16 protein-coding genes and 1 pseudogene are annotated in these 17,066 nt (G+C 73.4%); 1 reads left to right on the top strand and 16 read right to left on the bottom strand.

The features are described from left to right. Positions 1-72: 72 nt before the first annotated feature. From ACZ6JS_RS23190 to ACZ6JS_RS23125, 14 genes and pseudogenes are all read right to left on the bottom strand, one after another. Positions 73-1,341 carry a glycosyltransferase gene (locus ACZ6JS_RS23190; RefSeq protein ID WP_469300488.1) on the bottom strand — a complete coding sequence of 423 codons (1,269 nt, stop codon included), beginning with the start codon at positions 1,339-1,341 and terminating at the stop codon, positions 73-75. Then, the gene (locus ACZ6JS_RS23185) at positions 1,338-2,300 is read right to left on the bottom strand and encodes a glycosyltransferase (protein ID WP_469300487.1); all 963 of its coding nucleotides are present in this window, start codon (positions 2,298-2,300) and stop codon (positions 1,338-1,340) included. The genes ACZ6JS_RS23190 and ACZ6JS_RS23185 overlap by 4 nt, the downstream gene beginning before the upstream one ends. Beyond that, positions 2,297-3,376, bottom strand: a complete 1,080-nt coding sequence (locus tag ACZ6JS_RS23180; protein ID WP_469300486.1) for a glycosyltransferase family 9 protein — start codon at positions 3,374-3,376, stop codon at positions 2,297-2,299. Before ACZ6JS_RS23180 ends, ACZ6JS_RS23185 begins: the two co-directional genes overlap by 4 nt. Next, positions 3,373-4,092, bottom strand: coding sequence for a D-glycero-alpha-D-manno-heptose-1,7-bisphosphate 7-phosphatase (locus ACZ6JS_RS23175; RefSeq protein ID WP_469300484.1), 720 nt, complete (start codon positions 4,090-4,092; stop codon positions 3,373-3,375). Before ACZ6JS_RS23175 ends, ACZ6JS_RS23180 begins: the two co-directional genes overlap by 4 nt. After that, positions 4,089-5,165, bottom strand: coding sequence for a glycosyltransferase family 2 protein (locus ACZ6JS_RS23170; RefSeq protein WP_469300482.1), 1,077 nt, complete (start codon positions 5,163-5,165; stop codon positions 4,089-4,091). The genes ACZ6JS_RS23175 and ACZ6JS_RS23170 overlap by 4 nt, the downstream gene beginning before the upstream one ends. Before the next feature lie 5 nt (positions 5,166-5,170). Continuing rightward, positions 5,171-6,826 carry a carbamoyltransferase family protein gene (locus tag ACZ6JS_RS23165; protein ID WP_469300480.1) on the bottom strand — a complete coding sequence of 552 codons (1,656 nt, stop codon included), beginning with the start codon at positions 6,824-6,826 and terminating at the stop codon, positions 5,171-5,173. 80 nt (positions 6,827-6,906) lie between these two features. Continuing rightward, positions 6,907-7,869: an NAD-dependent epimerase/dehydratase family protein gene (locus ACZ6JS_RS23160; protein ID WP_469300478.1), complete on the bottom strand. Its 963-nt coding sequence runs from the start codon at positions 7,867-7,869 to the stop codon at positions 6,907-6,909. A 285-nt stretch (positions 7,870-8,154) separates the two neighbouring features. Beyond that, positions 8,155-9,126, bottom strand: a complete 972-nt coding sequence (locus tag ACZ6JS_RS23155) for a lactonase family protein (RefSeq protein ID WP_469300477.1) — start codon at positions 9,124-9,126, stop codon at positions 8,155-8,157. 290 nt (positions 9,127-9,416) lie between these two features. Further along, positions 9,417-10,226: an SDR family oxidoreductase gene (locus tag ACZ6JS_RS23150; protein WP_469300475.1), complete on the bottom strand. Its 810-nt coding sequence runs from the start codon at positions 10,224-10,226 to the stop codon at positions 9,417-9,419. A 15-nt stretch (positions 10,227-10,241) separates the two neighbouring features. After that, on the bottom strand, positions 10,242-10,988 hold the full coding sequence (locus ACZ6JS_RS23145; protein WP_469300548.1) for an SDR family oxidoreductase: 747 nt from the start codon (positions 10,986-10,988) through the stop codon (positions 10,242-10,244). Positions 10,989-11,291: 303 nt separating this feature from the next. Further along, positions 11,292-11,432: pseudogene (locus tag ACZ6JS_RS23140) on the bottom strand (DNA topoisomerase IB); the annotation flags it as partial. 122 nt (positions 11,433-11,554) lie between these two features. Continuing rightward, positions 11,555-12,202: an endonuclease gene (locus ACZ6JS_RS23135; protein ID WP_469300473.1), complete on the bottom strand. Its 648-nt coding sequence runs from the start codon at positions 12,200-12,202 to the stop codon at positions 11,555-11,557. Continuing rightward, positions 12,199-13,143 (bottom strand): non-homologous end-joining DNA ligase, encoded by a 945-nt coding sequence (gene ligD, locus ACZ6JS_RS23130; RefSeq protein ID WP_469300472.1) that lies wholly within the window; start codon positions 13,141-13,143, stop codon positions 12,199-12,201. The genes ACZ6JS_RS23135 and ligD overlap by 4 nt, the downstream gene beginning before the upstream one ends. 418 nt (positions 13,144-13,561) lie before the next feature. Continuing rightward, on the bottom strand, positions 13,562-14,191 hold the full coding sequence (locus tag ACZ6JS_RS23125) for a DNA polymerase ligase N-terminal domain-containing protein (RefSeq protein WP_469300470.1): 630 nt from the start codon (positions 14,189-14,191) through the stop codon (positions 13,562-13,564). A 296-nt stretch (positions 14,192-14,487) separates the two neighbouring features. Between ACZ6JS_RS23125 and ACZ6JS_RS23120 the strand changes: the two genes are divergently transcribed. Continuing rightward, a complete protein-coding gene (locus ACZ6JS_RS23120; RefSeq protein ID WP_469300467.1) occupies positions 14,488-14,901 on the top strand; it encodes a CBS domain-containing protein in 414 nt (137 codons plus the stop codon). A 274-nt stretch (positions 14,902-15,175) separates the two neighbouring features. Here ACZ6JS_RS23120 and ACZ6JS_RS23115 read toward each other — a convergent pair whose 3' ends face one another. Beyond that, on the bottom strand, positions 15,176-16,396 hold the full coding sequence (locus ACZ6JS_RS23115; protein ID WP_469300466.1) for a PP2C family protein-serine/threonine phosphatase: 1,221 nt from the start codon (positions 16,394-16,396) through the stop codon (positions 15,176-15,178). 309 nt (positions 16,397-16,705) lie between these two features. After that, complete coding sequence (locus ACZ6JS_RS23110) at positions 16,706-17,008, bottom strand: hypothetical protein (protein ID WP_469300464.1); 303 nt, start codon at positions 17,006-17,008, stop codon at positions 16,706-16,708. Positions 17,009-17,066 lie beyond the last annotated feature (58 nt).

Genomic DNA, 17,066 nt, shown 5'->3' with positions numbered 1-17,066 from the left:
GCGGGGGCCGGCCCGGTCCTGGCCGGCCGGAGGCATCGGGCGGAAGGCATACGGACGACGGGCAGCGCTGGGTCATGGCGTCCCGGCGACCACGAGCCGCCCGGCGAGCACCGAACGGTAGGACCGTTCCGTCGCGGCGGCCACCTGGGACCAGCCGTAAAGGTCCAGGACGCGCCGCCGGCCGGCGGCACCGTACGCACGGCGTACGGTGTCGTCGGCCAGCAGCTCGGAAGTGGCGGACGCGAGCGCGCGTACGTCTCCGGGCGGTACCAGCCGCCCGGTCTCCCGGTCGGCGACGGTGTCCTGCTGGCCGCCGACGGCGCTCGCCACCACGGGCCGACCGCAGGCCATGGCCTCCAGGGGCACGATGCCGAACGGCTCGTAGTCCGCGGGGCACAGCACGACGTCGGCGCTGCGCAACAGGGTCGGCACGCCGTCGCAGGGCACCGCGCCGACGAAGTGCACGCGGTCGAGGACGCCTGCTCCCCGGGCGACGGCGCGCAGCCGCCGCACCTCGGGGTCGGCGTCGAGGCGGTCGGGGGCCGGGCCGCCGGCGATCAGGAGTTCCACGCCCGGCAGGTGGGCGAGAGCGGCGATGGACAGGGCCGCCCCCTTGCGGGGGACGAGCCGGCCCAGTTGGAGCAGCCGGTGGCGGTGGGCGGTCCCGCGCTCGGGGACCGGTCCGTCGGGCCGGAACCGTTCGGTGTCCACGCCGCACGGAACGACGTCGACCTTGGTCTCGGGGAGGCCCATCCGGGCGAGTTCGGTGACCTCGTCGCGGCAGGTGGCCACGACCCGGTCGCAGCCGAATCCGACCTCGCGCTCGCAGCCGATGCGCGAGGGCGGACTGGTGTCGGCGGCACCCTGGTGCCGCCGCTTGACGGTTCCCAGCGCGTGATAGGTGTGCAGCATCGGCAGGCCGAGTTCCCGTGCCGCCGCCAGCGAGGCGACCCCGGACATCCAGAAGTGCGAGTGGACCAGGTCGGGCGGACCGGTCTGCCGCCAGTGGTGCATCAGGTAGTAAGCGAACTCCCGCATGTGCGGAAGCAGTTCGTCCTTCGGCAACCGTTCGGCAGGCCCGGCCGGCACGTGGTGGACCGTCACACCCCGCCGCCATCGGCTGATGGTCGGGAGGTCCCGGGAATCCCGCCGCGTGTACACCGTGACGCTGTGACCTCGGTCGGCCAGCGCCCCGGCCAGGCAGGCCACGTGCACGTTCTGGCCGCCGGCATCGACACCGCCGAGTGTCGCCAGGGGGCTGGCGTGCTCGGAGACCAGGGCCAGCGACAGGGGCCGGAGCCGGTGGGGCGACCGTACCGGACGGGCGGCGGGGGGCGTCATGACCGTACCTCCGTCATCAGGCGCTCCCAATCGGCCAGGAAGCGTTTGAGGCCATAGCGTTCGAGCGCGGCCTGCCGGGCGCGCGCGCCGTCCTCGGCAGCGGCCTGGGGTTCGTTGAGATAGTGGACGACTGCCCGGGCCAGCACCTCGGGCCGGGTGGACAACACCCCGGTGCCGGGCAGGACGGCCTCCACGGCCTCCGTGGCGGCCAGTGCCACGACGGGCATGCCCACATGCATGGCCTCCAGGAGCGACAGCCCCAGTGAGGTCCAGCGAACGGGATGCAGGTACAGGCGGCGCTCCGCCATCGCCGCGTGGAGCTGGCGCTGGGGGAGCTCATACGAGCGGCACCGTTGCGCGGAAAGCCCCAGGTGCTCGGCGAGGCCCTGGGTGCCCATGCCGAAGACGTCCAACGGCGCCGCCCGGGCCAGATCGGGCAGGAGGTCCGTTCCGGTGTGACGCCCCCGCCTGATGGGTTCGTTCGTGACCACCGCCGCGCGGGGGAGCACACCGGTGTAGAGGTGCCCGGGGTCGACGATGCCGTGTTCGATGACCTCGGTGCGGGTGGCACCGCTGTCCCAGAAGAGCTTGTTGAAGTGGGTGACGTGGACGAGCGTCAGGTCCCCGTGGTCGGCGCAGGGGTGGCGGGTGCGCGGCACGTCGCCGTCCGGTGCGTTGTGCTCCAGATAGACGGCGGGAACGTCGCGCCCGGGGCGGCGGCCCAGCCAGCGCTCGGCCAGCTCCATCTCGTGGGGCCGCTGGAGCACGACGAGGTCCACCGGAGCGTCGGCCAGTTCGGCCGGCGTGACCTCCCGCACGGAGCCGGGCCAGCTGAAGGTGCGGGCGCGCCCCAGCCCGTCGGGTCCACGGTCCGGGGTGACCGGTACGAGGTAGGTGTGCGGCCCCTGGACGAAGGCGGTCGTCCAGGAACCGTGCACGTGCCACAGCAGGATGTTCATACGGTCACTCCTCCATCGGTCTGGCTCGGCTCGGGCGGTCGCGGTCCGCGGCCGCCCGGCGGGCCGTCCGTGAGGAGTCCGGCGACGGCCGCCAGCACCTCGTCGTCGTCCACCGAATCCAGGCAGGGGTGTCCGGCCACAGGGCAGACCCTCGCCCTGCTGCCCGCACACGAAGCCCGCTGATCGCCGAGAAGCACGTGCGGCACCCGGTACGGGCGCCACCGGTCGGCCGGCACCACGGGTGCGAACAGGCACACCACGGGCGTGCCCACGGCGGCGGCCAGATGGGCCGGACCCGTGTTGCCCGCCACCACGACCTGCGCGGCGGCCAGGACACCGGCCAGCTCGTGCAGGTCGCCCGTGGCGCCGCCCAGGTCCAGTCCGTGGCGGCCGGCCACCTCGGCGGTCAGCCCCTTCTCCGCAGGGCTGCCGGTGACCACCACCCGATGGCCCGCCAGGTGGAGGGCGGCCGCGGCGCGGGCAGCCCTGGCGGCGCTCCAGGCACGGGCGGACACTGCGGCTCCGGGGTGCAGCACCACATACGGTTCGGGACCCGTCAACCGCGTCGTGTCGGGTGGGACGCACACGCGTAGTGCACCGTCGTCGCCGTCGGGCAGCGCGAAACCGAAGTCGCGCACCAGGTCGAGGGCCGCGTCAGCCTCGTGGCGTCCCGGCAGCCGACGGTGGCGCAGCGCGAGCAGGGATCCCGGGTACTCCTCGCAATCGGCCGCGACCCGCTCCACTCCCGCGAGCGCGAGCAGCAGCGCCGCCGGCAGCGGGCTCTGGTGATGGGACACGAGGATCACGCCACGGTCGAAGCGGCCGGCTGCCAGGGCGTCGACGAGCAGGCCGCACTCCTCGCGCGAGGTGCGGCGCGGCTCCAGCCCCACCCAGGGGGCCTCGTACACCAGCACCTGGTCCACACCGGGCAACAGCCGCGCCGCGGCAACGCCCTGCGGCCCGCAGAGCAGCGTGGTGTGGGACGAGCCGGCCGCCACCGCGCGCACGGCAGGACCGGCCAGCAGTACGTCCCCGGCGCTGTCGAGGCGTACGACGACACTGCGGGGGGCGTTCATCCGGCACCGCCGCCCCCGTCGGCACCGCGCGGCCGCCCCCGCGCCGGCACGGCGTCCGTGCCGCCACGGCCGGCTGCGGAGCCGGCGGGGCACGAGACCAGCCGGACGGCGGCGCACAGGTCGCGGGCCACCTCGCCGGCCTCCGCGACCTCTTCGAGACGGGTCGCGGGCGTCGGCACCAGCACCCCGCGTGCCCCCGCCGCGGAGGCGGCCCGCACGTCGGCGCCGATGTCCCCGACGACCACAGTGCGTTCGGGGGCCGCGCCCAGCCGCTCGCACGCGGCGAGGATCAGGCCCGGTGCGGGCTTGCGGCAGCCACAGCCGTCCGCAGGACTGTGGGGGCACACGGCCCACACGTCGAACGGCCCGAACAGTGCGTCCACGCGCCGGCGTACCGCAACCACCTGCTGCTGCGTCAGGAGCCCGCGGGCGACGCCCGACTGGTTGGTGACGACACCGACCGGAATCCCGAGTTCGCGCAGCGCGGTCACGGCGGCCCGCGCCGTGGGCATGGGGGAGACGCGGGCGGGATCGCCGTTGTACGGGACGTCGACGACGAGCGTGCCGTCACGGTCGAAGAGGACCGCTTCCGGAATCCGGCCGGCCTTCCCCGACAGTCGACGACTGCGGACTGGACCGGCGGCTTCCCACAGCCAGGGGACGGCCGCGGCGGAGGCTCCGCCGACGGAGCTCTCTCCGACCGGCCGGTGCCTCACGACCGCACCTGCTCGCGGGGAGTCTCCTGCGGGTCCGGCGAGCGGCTCCCGGGCGGCGCCGCCGGATCCGCTCGGCGGATCCGGCGGTGCACGGCCGTCCCGCGCAGCCAGTGCCAGACCGCCACAGCAGGGAGGACCGTGCTCGTGAACGCCATCGTGACGACCTCGGACCGGGTGCGCGGGCCCGGTGCGATCCGGGCGGCGGCGAACTCGGCGGTGCCCGCCGCCCAGCCGGCCGCGCACAGGGCGGCGGCGCCCCTGCGGCCGGCCAGCGCACAGCCCACGGCCGCGGCGGCGGCAGCAGTCACGGCGACATGGCGCGGCAGCCGCCCGCGGGGGGCACCCGCCCGCCCCCACCAGTCGGGCCCGTGCAGCCGGCCCATCAGTACGTCGTCGGCGTTGCCGGCCTGGAGCCGAACCGAGACCCAACGGTCGGCGGGCCGGACCGGATGCGTGGTGCGGCGGGTTCCGGGGGCCAGGACCCAGCCGCCCCCGATCAGGCGCAGGGCCAGGTCGGCGTCCTCGCGAAAGGCACGCCGGAAACGCTCGTCGAAGCCGCCGGCGGCGTCCAACGCCTCCCGGCGGAAAGCCATGTCGGCGGTGATCCAGCGGGCGGTGGCGAGCCCCGCCGTGTTGCGCTCCCAGTCCGTGGGACGGCGGCCGGGCGGAAGGGGGACCTCGATGCGGGCCGTGACGGCCGCCGTGTCGCGGGAAGCGGACAGCAGATCACGCGCCAGGTCCTCGCCCCAGCCCTGTCCCGGCACCACGTCGTCGTCGAGGAACACGATCCAGGGCACCGGACCCGCCGCCAGCCTCCCCGTGTTGCGGGCGGCCGCGGGCCCCCGGGCCCGGCCGGCCACGACGGCGGTGATCGGGCGGAGCGCCGGGGGAACGTCCAGGGCGGGCGGAGTTCCGTCGGGCCCGGGACGGTCGTGCACGAGAACGATCCGCACGGGCCCGCGCCCTGCGGCCGCGGCGTCCGCCACGGCGTCCAGGCAGGCCCTGAGGCTGGGCCGGCCTAGGGTGGGCACGACGATCGCGTACGGCGGCGGCAGCGCCGAAGCCTGGGGCATCGCGGTCAACCTTCCTCAGCGGAACGGAAGATGCCGTCCCGGCGGACGGCGTACGGCCCGATGGCCAGCAGGTCCACCGGCGACGAGCCGAAGCACTCCAGGGCGTCCCGGGGGTCGTCGACCATCGGCCGGCCGGCGGTGTTCAGGCTCGTGTTGACGACGACCGGCAGTCCGGTGCGCCGTTCGAACTCGGCGAGCATCCGTGCCACCAGGGGCTCCCGCTCGCGGTCGACGGTCTGGATGCGGGCCGTGCCGTCGACGTGGACCACCGCGGGGATGCGCTCGCGCCAATCGAAGGCCACGTCGTGCACGAACAGCATGTACGGGCTGGGCAGCGGTCCGTCGAAGATCTCGGCCGCCCGTTCGGCGATCACCATCGGGGCAACGGGGCGGAACTGTTCACGGCCCTTGACGTCGTTGAGACGCTCCAGGTTCCCCGCGTGTCCGGGATGCGCCAGCAGCGAGCGATGTCCCAGGGCCCGCGGCCCGAACTCCGAACGGCCCTGGAACCAGGCCACGATGGCATTGGAGGCGAGCGCCTCCGCAACGGTGGACGCGATGTCCGGGGGCCGTTCGAATGGGACTCCTGCCGTCTTGAGCCAGGCGCCGAGTTCGGCGTCCGACCAGTCGCGGCCCAGGTCCGCGCCGGCCATGGGCTCGGGTGCGTCCCCCGCCCCTGCGGCGAGGAGCAGCGCCGAACCCAGTGCCGTTCCCGCGTCTCCGGCGGCCGGCTGGACCCACACGCGCGAGAACGGACCCTCGCGTGCGATGCGGGAGTTGGCCACGCAGTTCAGTGCGACGCCCCCGGCGAGGGTGAGCACGTCGTCGTGGGTGCGGCCGTGGAGCCAGCGGACCAGGTCCAGCAGCGTCTCTTCCAAGACGGCCTGGGCACTCGCGGCGAGATCGGCGTGCGCGCCGGTCCACGGCTCGTCCGCGCCGCGGGGCGGACAGAACTCGGTCCAGGGGACGCCGACGGCATGGAACCCGCCGTCGCCCGTCGGGTACACGTAGCGGCGCAGCTCGGGCAGCATCCGCGGGCTTCCGTGGGAGGCGAGTGCCATCACCTTGAACTCGTCCGACGACCTCAAGAAGCCCAGGTGCTCGGTCAGTTCCTCGTAAACGAGTCCGAGCGAGTGAGGAAGGTCCTGCGCGTACAGGGGCTCCAGCGTGTCGCCCCTCCGCCGGGCCGCCAGGTGCGAAGCGCGTTCACCGCGTCCGTCGAGGACGAGGACGGAACTGCGGTCCGCGCCGTCGGCCGCGAAGGCGCCGGACGCGGCATGGGCCATGTGGTGCGGAACGAAGCGCACGAGGCCGCGGTCGAGGCCGGGCAGTGCCGTCGCCAGGAACCCCGGGGCCTCACGCGCGTATTTCTGGCGCAGGTGGTCCCACGGGTCGTCGAGACCCATGGCGTCGGCCGGCCGCGCCAGATCCGGATCGTAGGAGTACGCCACGGCATCGAGGTCCTGGGGCCGCAGGCCGGCCCGCTTCAGGCACCAGGCCGCGGCCTGTTCCGGCAGCTCCCAGGCGGAGAAGGGGACCGGCCGCTTGCCGTGCTTCCGACGGGAGAACCGCTCCTCCTCGGCGGCGGCGACCGTACGGCCGTCGACGACGAGTGCCGCGGAAGGATCGTGGAAGAGCGCGTTGATTCCGAGAATGCGCATCGCGAAAGGGGCCTTTCGGCTGAGAGGGCGGGGCCGAGCACGCGCACGGCCACCGGTGAAGCACGAGTGAGCCGAAGGGGTCAGTCGTCGACTTCCGCCCGGAACCAGGCGATCGTGCGGCCCAGCCCGTCCTCGGCCGCCACCTGCGGCTCCCACTGCAGCTTGTCCCGCGCCAGCGTGATGTCCGGGCAGCGCACTGTGGGGTCGTCGGTGGGCCGCTCGATGAAGGTGATGTCCGAGGACGAACCGGTCAGTTCGATGATCCGGCGTGCGAGCTCCAGCATGGTGAGCTCGGCGGGGTTGCCGAGGTTCACGGGCCCCCGCATCCCGTGGTCGGCCGCCGCGAGGATACCGGCGACGGTGTCGTCGACGTAGCACAGCGAACGGGTCTGCAGACCGTCGCCGGTGACGGTCAGCGGGGCACCCGCGAGCGCCTGGCGGATGAACGTGGGTACGGCGCGACCGTCGTAGCCCCGCATCCGCGGACCGTAGGTGTTGAACAGCCGCACGATGCACGCGTCCGTGCCCAGGGCAGAGGCGTGAGCGGCGCTCAGCGCCTCCCCGAAGCGCTTGGCCTCGTCGTAGACGCTACGAGGGCCGACGGGATTGACGTGCCCCCAGTACCGCTCGTTCTGGGGGTGCTCCTCCGGATCACCGTAGACCTCGGAGGTGGAGGCGAGGACGAAGCGGGCCCCGCTGCGGTGCGCGAGTTCCAGGGCGTTGCGCGTGCCCAGGCTTCCGGCCTCCAACGTGTGGAGCGGCAGCCGGAGGTAGTCGGCGGGGGAAGCGGGGGAGGCCAGGTGCAGAACGAGGTCCGGGTCCCCTCTTACGGTAAAGGGCCGCGAGACGTTCGTCTCCAGCAGGGCGAATCCGGGATGGCCGACCAGCTCCGATATGTTCTCGCGCCGCCCCGTGCTGAAGTCGTCGACACAGGTGACGGCGGTTCCCGCGGCCAGCAGGGCGGAGCAGAGGTGGGAGCCCACGAAGCCCGCACCGCCGGTGACGAGGGCGTGCTCCCAGCGCGGCGCATGCGACGAGCTCATGGTGATCTCCTTGTGCGACAGGGGCAGCGCGGGACTCGGGAGCCGGGAGGGGAGACAGCTGGGCCCGCTCACACGGCAGGCGCCCCGCAGGGACGGCCCCAGCCTGCCGGAGCCGGGACGGAGCGGCACGGGGGAGCGGGCAATCGGGTGAGGGCGCGGTGGGCGGCCGCCGCGGCCGTGGCCACCGGCACCCCCCCGGCGCGAGCCCTGTCACGGCGCGTCGAGGCACGCCGACGGACCGGCCGGTACTGTGGACCGCCCCGAACTCCGGTCCGGCGGGCTGCGTCAGGCGAGGACGAGGCAGGCGGCGGCCGGCACATCCAGCTTGCCGGCTGGGTGCAGGCGTCCGCTCTCGGGATCGGTGTCGAACCAGGTGACGTCTCCGGACCATTCGTTGCACACGTACAGATGACGCCCCGACGGGTCGGCCGCCAGATGTCGCGTCCATTGACCACCGCAGTCCACGACATCCGTGATCCGTGGCTTCTCGGGGCCGTCCGACAGCGACAGGGTGGTGATCAGGTTGCTGCCCCGGACCGCCGCCCAGACGAAGCGGCCGTTCCCCGAGACGAGGGCGACCGACGGATACTCCCTGGTGTCCGACGTGGCCTCGGCCGAGCCCAGCGGCACCTCACCGGTCGGGTGCAGGCGCCCGGAGCCCGCGTCCCATCGGCACACGGTCAGCTGCGGTTCCAGCTCGTGGATCACGTACGCCACCTCCCCGCCGGGGTGGAAGACCATCTCACGGGGACCGCTCCCGGCCCGCAGCGGTGTCTCGGCACGCACACGGAGGGGCCCGCCGGCCGGATCGGGCACGCACACGCGCACCGAATCCGTGCCGAGGTCCACGCCGAGCACCCAGCGGCCGCTCGGATCGGGGGCCACGTGGTGGGCGTGCGGGCCGCTCTGTCGTTCGGGATCGGGCCCGCGGCCGCGGTGGGCGAGGACGGCGGCGGGCCCCTGCGGCCTGCCGTCGCCCGCGATTCGGAGAGCGCTCACGCTGCCGGAGGTGTAATTGGCGATCAGCAGCCGGTCTTCGACCACGCTCAGGTGCGTGGGGCCGAGGCCGTCCACGGGGACGGGCCGTCCGAGCGGAGCGAGACCGTCGGCGGTGATCCGGTACGCCGCCGCGAGGCCGTGATCGGTACCCCCGGCGGCGTAGAGCACCTGCCGGTCGACGGACAGGGCCAGGCACGGGGCGTCCGGGAAGTCGTCCACGGCGTTCAGTGCGGTGAGCGCCCCGGTGACGGGGTCCACGGTCGCCGTCGTGATCCCGCGGCCGCCACCGGAGGCGAACGAACCGATGTGAGCGTGCCGTCCGGCGCCCCGGTACCTGCTTCCCGCGCCGCCCACCGGGTGGTCCTTTCGCCGTCTCCGCCGCTACCGCGTGAAGGTAACAGCCGACTGCCGCGAACCCGGACCGACAGGGCCGCCGCGAGCCGGCGGCCTCAGCCGCCGGGCGGCACGGCGGGTGCGGACCGGACGGCATATCGGGCGGAGCACAGGTCCCAGCGGCGTTGCCCGGCATGGCGACGAGTGGCTGCCCCTCATGGCCGGCGCCACCGGTCGTGGTCCATGTGCGAGCCGGCCATGGGTCCCATTCGCAGTATGCCCCCGTCCACCGTCCAGGAGGCGCCGGTGACGTACGAAGCCGAGGGTCCGGCCAGGAAGGCGATGACGGCGGCGACCTCATGGGCGTCGCCCGGCCGGCCCGCGGGAATGCCCGGCCTGGGTTCCGTACGCACGTCCTCGTCCTCCTGGCCGGTCATGGGGGTGGCGATCTCGCCCGGTGCCACCGCGTTCACGGTGATGTTGTGTTCGGCGAGTTCGAGTGCCATGACCTGGGTGAGGAGGCCCAGTCCGCCCTTGGCGGCGCAGTAGGGGCCGGCGCCGACGCGCGGCTGGTGTTCGTGGACCGAGGTGACGTTGACGATCCGGCCGCCGGTGCCCTGTCGGATCATGTGCCGGGCCGCCCGTTGACCGCACAACAGGGGGCCCACGAGGTCGACGTCCAGAACCTGGCGAACGGTGGTCAGGTCCAGGTCCAGGAAAGGAGTGGCGGTTCCGGTGCCCGCGTTGTTCACGAGGACGTCGATGCGCCCGAGCCCGTCGGCGAGCCGGTCGATGACGTCGGCGGCGGCGGGCAGGTCCGTGAGGTCGAGGCGGGCGAGAACGGCGCGTCGGCCGCAGGCCCGCACCTCCTCGGCCGTGCGCTCGGCCCCCGCCTCGTCCTGGTGCCAGGTGATGCCGACGTCCAGTCCCGCCGTGGCCAGTCGCACGGCTGTGGCGCGGCCGATTCCGGAGTCGGAACCGGTGACCACCGCCGCCGAGGGGGAGAAGTCCAGGGGACTGATCATGGTAGGGGCCTCCCGTCAGGGCCAGGACGGTTCCCGGCGGGGCACCACGACCAGTTCGCCGATCACGCTCCCGGCGGGTACGGACAGCGCGTACATGACGGTGTCGGCCACGATCTCCGGGCTCTGCAGCAGAGCGGTGTCGGCGTCCGGGAACCGGTCCAGGATGAAGGCGGTCTCCATTCCGCCGGCGATGATCCCGGTGACGCCGATCCCGGTGCAGTCCCGCTGTGCCTCCTTGAAGAGGGTGTGCGTGAAGGCCCGTAGCCCGGACTTGCTCGCCGCGTACGGTCCCGCTTCCGTCCAGGTCCGGTTCGCGGCGGTGGACAGGATGTTGACGATGTGGCCCCCGCCCGCGGCCACCATGCGCCGGTAGGACTGCAGGCACAGGTACATGGGCCCCAGCAGATTGGTGGTCACCACGTGCCTGACCTCCTCCGCGGTCAGGTGCTCGGCGGACTTGGACACGTCGACGGCCGCGTTGTTGACGAGGATGTCCACGCGACCCCCCTCCGACTCGACGTCCCCGAGGACCGCCGCGACCGCGTCGGGGTCGCACACGTCCATCTCGACGAAGCGGGCGCGCCCGCCCATCACGACGAGGTCCGCGCAGAGCTCCTGCGCGAGGTCCTTGCGTACGTCGGCGACCAGGACGGAGGCGCCGGCCGCTGCGAGTCGCCGCGCGATGGCGGCGCCCAAGCCCCGGGCGCCGCCGGTGACCAGAGCCTGCTTGCCCGACAGGTCGAACTGTGTCGCGCTGTCCATGCTGTGCCTTGCCTTCCCTCGGTTCCGGCGGCCGGTTCCCCCCACTGGAAGGGAGGGGGGCGCCGACGCATCGTGTGGGACCAACTCTGGGCAAGGGCCGGGTACCCGGCGCGCGGTATTAGGCCAGCGGGTGGCGCGTCCGCCCCCTTCCAGGTGCCGCCGTTTCCCCGGCCGTGGCGGGTCCGGTGCCCGTACGGACGCGGCGCGACCCCGTCGGCTCGTGGTTTCGTCATACGGGGTCTGCTTGCAGGAGTTCCAGGACGGCCACCTCGCGCACGGCGCGCGTTCCTTCCCGACGGCCTGGATGTGGCCGTTCGGCCATGGGCATATCCAGACGTCCTGCCACGCGGGGGGAATCACCAGGGCACGGGCCCGCTCCCGGTCCGATCCGGGAAGGGGCCGGCCGTCGGTGCCCGGGTAGTGGAAGCCCCGGCCGTGGCGCACGCGCCGCCAGCCCGCAGCTCGCAGGGGGTGTTGAGCAGGGCGCACAGCACAAGTGGTCCCGCCGGAGGTTCTCGGCCGAGGAGGACGTGCTCGCACTTATCCGCGGTGGTGCTGCGTGCGGCTCAACCCGTTCCGAGGAGGTCGTCGGCGGCGTTCTTGGACAGTTCGACCCTCACCAGGGCGGCTGCCAACCGTGGCAGGGTCTCGGTGTCCACCAGGCGTGCGAGGCGGTCCGGCGCTGTCGGGAGGCCGAGCTTGGCGGCGGCCTCCTGTGCGCGGTCGTCGAACGACGGGCGCAGCTCCGGCCATATGGTTTGGGCCTCGCGGCAGAAGATGTTCGCTCCCACCGGCCCGATCCGCGGGATCTCCCGCAGCAGTTCGCGGATCCGGTCGGGGTCCCCGTCGGCGGCGTCGCGGAGGCGGCGCAGGTCGCCGCCGTAGCGGTCGAGGACGAGTTCCGCTCCGGCGCCCAGGGCGGTGGCCGTGCTCTCGTCGTAGCGGCGGTAGTGGGCACGGCCGAGTGCGTCCACCCGGGCCTGCCAGGAGGAGTCCGCCATCGCCCGGGGCGTCCGCATCCCGGCTCCGAACAGCTCGCGGGCGGCTGCCACCGCGATCTCCGCCTTGATGCGCACGGAGAAGAGCACGCAGAGGGTGAGCAGTTGGTAGAGGGGCGCGGGCGTGTTCCGCAGCGTGATGCCGGCTTCCTCGGTATGGGTCCGCCCGTACACGTCGATCAGCCTTCGTACGGTCGTGCGTGGTCGCTGTGTCATGGCATCGGGTTCGTTTCGTCACGGGTCAGTGCGGTGAGCAGGTCGTGGGCCCTGCGGAGGGAGCGGGGACGGGGAGGGTCCCGCCACGGGTCCTCCTTGAGCAGATCCTCGACGGCGGGGAGGGTCCAGCGGCGGGCGGTGAGGTCCGGGTCGTCGAGATCGCGCCAGGCCAGTGGGGCGGCGACGGGGGCGCCGGGGCGGGCGCGGACGGCGTAGGGGGCGACGGCGGTCTGGGCGTAGGCGTTGCGCCCGATGTCGAGGTAGAGGCGTCCGTGGCGGTCCTTCTTCCTGGGCTCGGTGGTGAACCGGTCGGGGTGGCGGGCGGCCAGGACGTCGGCGACACCGCGTGCGAAGTCGCGTACGTCGCCGAAGGGCGTGCGGCGGTCGAGGGGAACCACGACATGGAGGCCGCGGGAGCCTGTGGTCATGGGCAAGGACGGCAGTTCCAGCTCGTGCAGGAGCCGGCGGAGCCCGAGCGCGGCGGCGCGCACGGCAGTGAAGTCTTCGCCCGCCGGATCGAGGTCGAAGACCAGCCGGTCGGGATGGTCGGGCCGGTCGGCCTTGGACAGGAAGCGGTGCGGGGTGGTGCACGCCTGGTCGGCGAGGTGGAGCAGGGTGGCGGTGTCGTCGCAGATCACATAGGTGACGGTGCCGTCCTTCTTGGGCAGGTCGGCGCGGTGGATCCAATCCGGGAAGTGGTCCGGGGCGTCCTTCTGCATGAAGGCCGGGCCGTCGATCCCGTCTGGATGCCGTTCCAGCATCAGGGGCCGTCCGCGCAGGTGGGGCAGCATGCGCGGGGCGACCGTGCGGTAGTAGCCGGCGAGGTCGGCCTTGGTGATGCCCTCGCCGGGGAAGAGGACCTTGTCCGGGCGGCTGATTTCCACGGTGTGGCGGCCGGCTCGCATGCGCTCCGGCGGCGTGGGCCGGTTCTTCGGGGTCATCTGGCCCTCCCGGCCGGTGCTCGCGGATCACCTCGGCCGCCGGTCTGTCGTTGCGCGGTCCCTGGTGGCGGGGCGGTGAGCCCCGTGCGCTGCCGAAGGAGCGCGAAGTCCGTAGGGCCGCACCGCAGGGCGACCGGTTCGCCGTCCACCGTGAAGCCGGGACGGTCCTGAGCCCCAACCGCTCCGACGGCCTCCGGGTGGATGGCGGTCAGTGGCCTTCCGCTACGGGAACCCAGCCGGGGTCCTCCGGGGCGGCGGGAGGCGAGCACCCGGACGCCGTCCGCCCTTCGTGCGTGTACCCGGCCTTCGCCGACGTCGCGGCGTGCGCCGAGGTCGGCCGGCATGGGATCGGCCGGCACGGCGGAGCCCGGGCGCAACGGGCGACGGCGCTCCTGCGGAAGGCGGTCCAGGGACGGGGTCACGGGTGTTCGTCCTGCCTCGGGCGAGCGTCCGCAGCGACCTGGTTGAGCGTCCGGCCGGTCCGGACCGACCTCGCCCGCCGGGGGTCGGGTGTGCCGGTGGCGGCAGTCCGCCCGCCGGCCTGCTTGACCAGCAGCCAGGCCTCCTTCCCGCCGTCTCTGCCGTCACGGATCCGGGTGAGCGCGTAGCCGCCGTGCAGCTTGCGCCCCTCGAGCCGGAACGAGGCATGCCCCCGCTCCAACGCCTCGGCGAGCGGGATCTCGCGGCCGTCCCGGTCGCAGGTGGCATTGCGGTACGTCCCCCGGTCCCAGACGATCACCGTGCCCCCGCCGTACTCGCCTTCCGCAATCGTGCCCTCGAAGTCGCGGTACTCCAGCGGATGGTCCTCGGTCGGTGTCGCGAAGCGCTTGTCGTGGGGGTCGTTGGACGGTCCCTTGGGCACGGCGAAGGATTTCAGGACGCCGTCGGCCTCCAGCCGGAAGTCGAAGTGCATGCTGCGGGCGTCGTGGATCTGCACCACGTACGAGGGCTGCTCGCCGGACGGTTCCGCGACCCTTCCCTCGGGCTCGGCCGTCCTGGAGAAGTCACGTCGCCGGTGGTAGCGAGCCAATGATCTCCTGGCTGTCATCGCAGCCTCCTCACAGCGTCGGGCGACGGACCCTACCGAAGCGGCTACCCGGCCTGCCGGCCGTCATCCGCAGCAGCCCTGTGTCGAAGACCCGCGGAGAGCGGCGGGTGGGCCCTTCCGCCAGGAGGCTCGCGGGGACGGGCGGTGCCGCCGGGGCGTCCTTTCACCCATCAGCCCAACGCGCCGTGCCGAATGGGCCGGGTGTGGGCTGCTTGGCGGATCCGGAAGAGGGAAGGCGCACGGATACCAGGCCACCGGGACCGGCCGCGTGGCCGACGAGACTCGGGAGATCCATCGTGACCACCGCACGCGAGATCATGACGCCGGACGCCACCTGCGTCGGTGCCGGCGAAAGCATCCTGGACGCGGCGAAGAAGATGACCGACCTCGGGGTGGGCGCGCTGCCGATCTGCGGCAGCGATCAACTCCTGAAGGGCATGCTCACCGACCGCGACATCGTCGTGAAGGTCCTCGGCGCAGGAAAGGACCCCGCCACCTGCACGGCCGGTGAGTTCGCCCAGGGCGAGGCGGTCACCATCGGCGCCGACGACGACGCCGCCGAGATCCTGCGGACCATGACCGAGCACAAGGTGCGGCGCCTGCCTGTGATCGACGGTCACACGCTCGTCGGCGTCGTCGCCCAGGCAGACGTCGCACGCTCTCTCCCCGACCCGCAGGTCGGCCAGCTCCTCGAAGCCCTCTCCAGCTGATGATCACGCCCGGGCGGCTCGTGAAGAGCTCCGGCCGCCCGGGCGAGGGGAGGGCGAGGCACCCGCGACCGGGACGAGGGCATGCCCGACGCCGGCGTCGGCTACGAGGGGCCCGGGCGCGACGTCCCCGTGCTGATCGCGGACGCGGCTTCCCGCGACCGGCCCCGGTCGCCGGTCCACTTCACCGCTGCGCGGCATCACGCGCCCGCGAACCCGGCGGGCGCGGGCCGTGACCTGTGCCTGGGGCGGCGGGACGGGCCTGTGCGCGGGGAGGTCAGTGTGCCCGGCCGTAGGGGTGCCATTCGACGAGCAGGATCGTCGCGTCGTCGCGCAGGTGGTGCTGGTGATGGGTGAGGAGGCTCTGGACGAGGCGGCGCAGTGCTTCGGGAGCCTTCTCGCCGGACGCGGTGGAGCGGATGACGGTGTCGGCGAGGCGCTGTTCGCCGAAGAGGTCGCCATCGGGGGAGCGAGCTTCGGTGATGCCGTCGCTGTACAGCAGGACCCGGTCGCCGGGTTGGAGCCGGACGTGTTCCTGTGCCGGGGGATCGGCGGTGTGGAAGCCGTACCCGAGGGGGAGGTGGGCAGGGCGTTCGAGGGCGTTCTGCAGCACGTGGCCGTCGCGGATGAGGAGCGGCGGCGGATGGCCGCAGTTGATCCAGGTGAAGTCCCCTTGAGCGGTGTCGAGTTCGGCGATGGCGGCGGTCATGAGGCGGTCCGGGATCCACTGGGCGAGCGTGCGGTCGATGGCGGAGACGATGTCGGTGAGGTCGCCGCCCGAGCGGCGGGTGGAGCGGCACGCTGCCAGGGCGGCTCCGCTGGCGCCCCCGGCGGCGAGGTCGTGACCCATCGCGTCGACCAGTGTCAGGTGCAGGACCTCGCCGATGAAGCTGTGGTCGAAGGCGTCGCCTCCGATGTCGTACGCCGGTTCCAGCACCGCGGAGGACGTGGCCAGGTCGGTGCCGATGGTGCGCGGGGGCAGGAACGCCCAGAGCAGTTCTGCCTGCAGGGTCATCGGCCGGGTGCGTTGGCCCTGGACGAGCGGGTCGTGGTGGGTGGATTTCGATACCACCAGGAGGGTGGCCAGGCTCGCCAGTGCTCCGCCGGCCTCCAGCAGGCCGGCGTCGGCGACGGTTCCCGGGGTGACGGCCTGCATGACGCCGATCCGCTCGATGCCGTCGACCATGGGGAACCACGTCGTGTCCCCGTCGCGCGTCGACTGCACTTCCTGGGTGCGGTAGGCCAGACCGCCGAGGGAGCCGTCGACACCGAGACCTCGGCGTTCCTCGGTCGTGAGGTCGGGCTGGGGCAGCGGCAGCAGCCGCTGCTGTTGCAGATCGGCCAGGTAGAGGCGGGTCCGCGGGATTCCGAGCCGACGGGCCGCGTCACCGATGACACCCGCCAGCTGGAGTGCGGACGCATCGTGGGAGCGCTCGAGCACCCACGCCAGAACGGGCCCCAGGCCCTCCGGCGCCGCCGGTCCGGTCGCCGCCGTCATAGCAGGCCCGCTTGCGCCATTTCACGCTCCACGACGCGCCTCGATCCTCATGGTTCGGCCCTTATGTCCCATCGTGGTCCTTCCCGGCCGCCGGGGCGACCGCCAGGGCGGCTCGCGTCCTGGGGTGGTGCCGGGGCGGGCGGTGCGCCGGGGGGAGCCGGTCGACGCGGCCCTGGGGGATAAACCACGCTCCGGGGTGCGGGGCACGGCGCCGGCGTGGAGCCGCCGGCTTCCGCCGGGTGCCCCCGACGGGCGGGCGTCGGCCCGGCGGGACGCAGCCCCGCGCGAGGTACCTCCATTGCGGTGGGCTCAGCGGTCGCCCGCCGCGGGGGTGTCCGGGTCAGTGTCCGGACGGCGGGGGTCCGGGGGCGTCGGCCGGTGTGTACGCGGCATGGCGGCGGTGACGCCGAGGGCGATCTGGGCCTCGGTGTGCTCGCTCAGGAGCTCGCGGAGGGCCTGCAGGTCGTCGTCGCAGCGCTCGTCCAGGCGGGTCAGGGCGCGCAGCAGCTGCAGGGGCTGAGGCTGCCGGTTGTACACGAGCACCGTCACGCCGTGGCGTCGTCCGTACCGCCGCAGGGCGATGGACGAAGTGCTGGCCGACGCGTCGGACACGGGTGAGACGGCAGCCTCCGCCCGGCCTCCCCGTCCGCAGATATGTGACTGAACCGGA

It is taken from the genome of Streptomyces sp. NPDC046349, assembly GCF_055587885.1.
The sequence above is the reverse complement of the archived record's forward strand: the minus strand, read 5'-3'. Positions and strand labels throughout refer to the sequence as shown.